3 protein-coding genes and 1 pseudogene are annotated in these 1,804 nt (G+C 37.1%); 2 read left to right on the plus strand and 2 right to left on the minus strand.

Features of this window, described 5'->3' with window-relative positions; genetic code table 11:
* Together FZC79_RS22720 and FZC79_RS22725 are read left to right on the plus strand one after the other, a co-directional pair.
* Positions 1-241, plus strand: a 241-nt coding sequence (locus FZC79_RS22720; RefSeq protein ID WP_148948893.1) for an ATP-binding protein, incomplete at its 5' end; no start/stop codon positions are given.
* A 60-nt stretch (positions 242-301) separates the two neighbouring features.
* A pseudogene (locus FZC79_RS22725) lies at positions 302-697 on the plus strand (insertion element protein); the annotation flags it as partial.
* Between the two features lie 105 nt (positions 698-802).
* Here FZC79_RS22725 and FZC79_RS22730 read toward each other — a convergent pair.
* Both FZC79_RS22730 and FZC79_RS23500 read right to left on the minus strand, forming a co-directional pair.
* A complete protein-coding gene (locus FZC79_RS22730) occupies positions 803-1,423 on the minus strand; it encodes a hypothetical protein (RefSeq protein WP_148948894.1) in 621 nt (206 codons plus the stop codon).
* Positions 1,424-1,620: 197 nt separating this feature from the next.
* The coding region (locus FZC79_RS23500) for a hypothetical protein (protein WP_215727442.1) at positions 1,621-1,804 on the minus strand (184 nt) is incomplete at its 5' end.

The raw sequence follows: 1,804 nt of genomic DNA on the forward strand, positions 1-1,804 counted from the left end.
GGATAAACAGGAAGCTAACATGTTCTTCCACCTCATTAACAACCTTTATAATCAATCCTCGATTATACTTACATCTAATAAAGGACCTAAAGAATGGGGGGAGCTATTGGGCGACCAAGCCATCACGACAGCTATATTGGACCGGATCTTACATCGAGTGGAAATAGTTCATTTAAATGATGATAGTTGGAGAATGAAACATCGAAAAACAATTTTTGGTGAACAAAGTGTCTCAAATTAATCAGCAAAAATTGTATCATTCTACTTGACGGTCACAACTTTACCAACTGGCACACATTTTGAATATGCGGATAACCCGATTGAACATCCGTTAGCCACCATAGATAGAGGAAGACGGTGGGTAGATTGCAAGACAAACCTTTCTTCTGTGGAACCAAGAGAAATCGCCAATATGATAATGAACGTTAACGATAATGCCACCAACACTTTTATCCAGCAAATACGAAGACGGCTATCTATCCTGGAAAGACCGCTCACGACAGCTCGTGGAGATGGCAAGAGTTATATTTACTCTAACTTCAATCCCAAGTACGCACAGATGGCGATGACGATTCTCAGGACCTATTATAATTTCTGTTTTATAACTCGTGCGGGAAAGGATTTTAAAACGCCTGCTCAGCGTCTCGGTATTGCCAATAAGCAATATTCAATAAACGACATAATTTATATGCAGTAGGAACGAAGAAAAGACCGATTAAGCAATCGGTCTTTTCATTTCTATATTGCCTTATTCAATTAAAGCCCCCTTTAACGGAAGATAATATCCCGATTATTGGTAAAATCACTTTGAAGAAGTGGTAAGTTGAATCTTTTCAAGAAAATTAGCTTCTTTTAACTCTTTTAATGAAGCTAAACTCAATTTGGCTCCAATTCCATTTGGTTCTCCAACTTTTTTGATGTTTACAACTTTTTTAATAATGGTCACTTTTTCTGAACCTTCTGCAACAGTCGTAACACCTTTACTAAATACCATCAGTTCACCCCGTGTTCCAAACCTCTCCTGAACGTCTTTTGACTGATTTCTTGGGTCGAAAACCACTTCCAGTCTATATCTTTTCCCTTCATCAGGTCTTGAAACAAAGATTGACTCCATCTTTCCATCCTCTCTTATCTTAGAAGTACCTGATGCAGACACTTCATCTTGTGGTTCTAAATCATAATTCTCAAATTTTATAGTGTCTACGTCATCTTGGTATGGCTTTAGATGAAACTCTAAGGTTGTTCCAACAGGCAAGTTTGACTCACTGCGAATTAGCAGCTTATTCCTATACAGCTTTACATTTGTATCAAGGGTTATTTCTTTGTCTGGGTTATGTTCAAATTTTTCATCTTTACTTTCATCAACCCATACCACTCGACACCCATTTAGCAGAGGTATAACACATAAAATAAAGATAATCACTTTAAGCCGCCTAAATAGCATTCCTTCACCTCAACTTTAATGATTTCTTCTTCCTCTATCTATAATCATATCATATTTTATTGAATTTTCTGTAAAATAATGTTATTCATGACAGATAGGTAAGGGTTTGAAGTTATCGCTCCCTTTTCCCCCTGCTAGCACCGTACGTGCGGCTTTCACCGCATACGGCGCCCCAACTAATCCAATTCATTCATTTCTATGTAATTAATAGAAGCACTTTGATTCCAATTTATGATTGAGTCGTTTCCGCAATGTTTTCGGAGTTCATTTACCTTTTGGATTTGTTTTTTATTTAACTCTAGAGTTTTCATTAAATCTTTCATCTTTTCAATATCCTTTAAATGAACCAGGCGGTGGACG

The sequence above is a fragment of the Rossellomorea vietnamensis genome (assembly GCF_008180615.1).
In the GTDB taxonomy this organism is placed as follows: Bacteria; Bacillota; Bacilli; order Bacillales; family Bacillaceae_B; genus Rossellomorea; species Rossellomorea vietnamensis_D.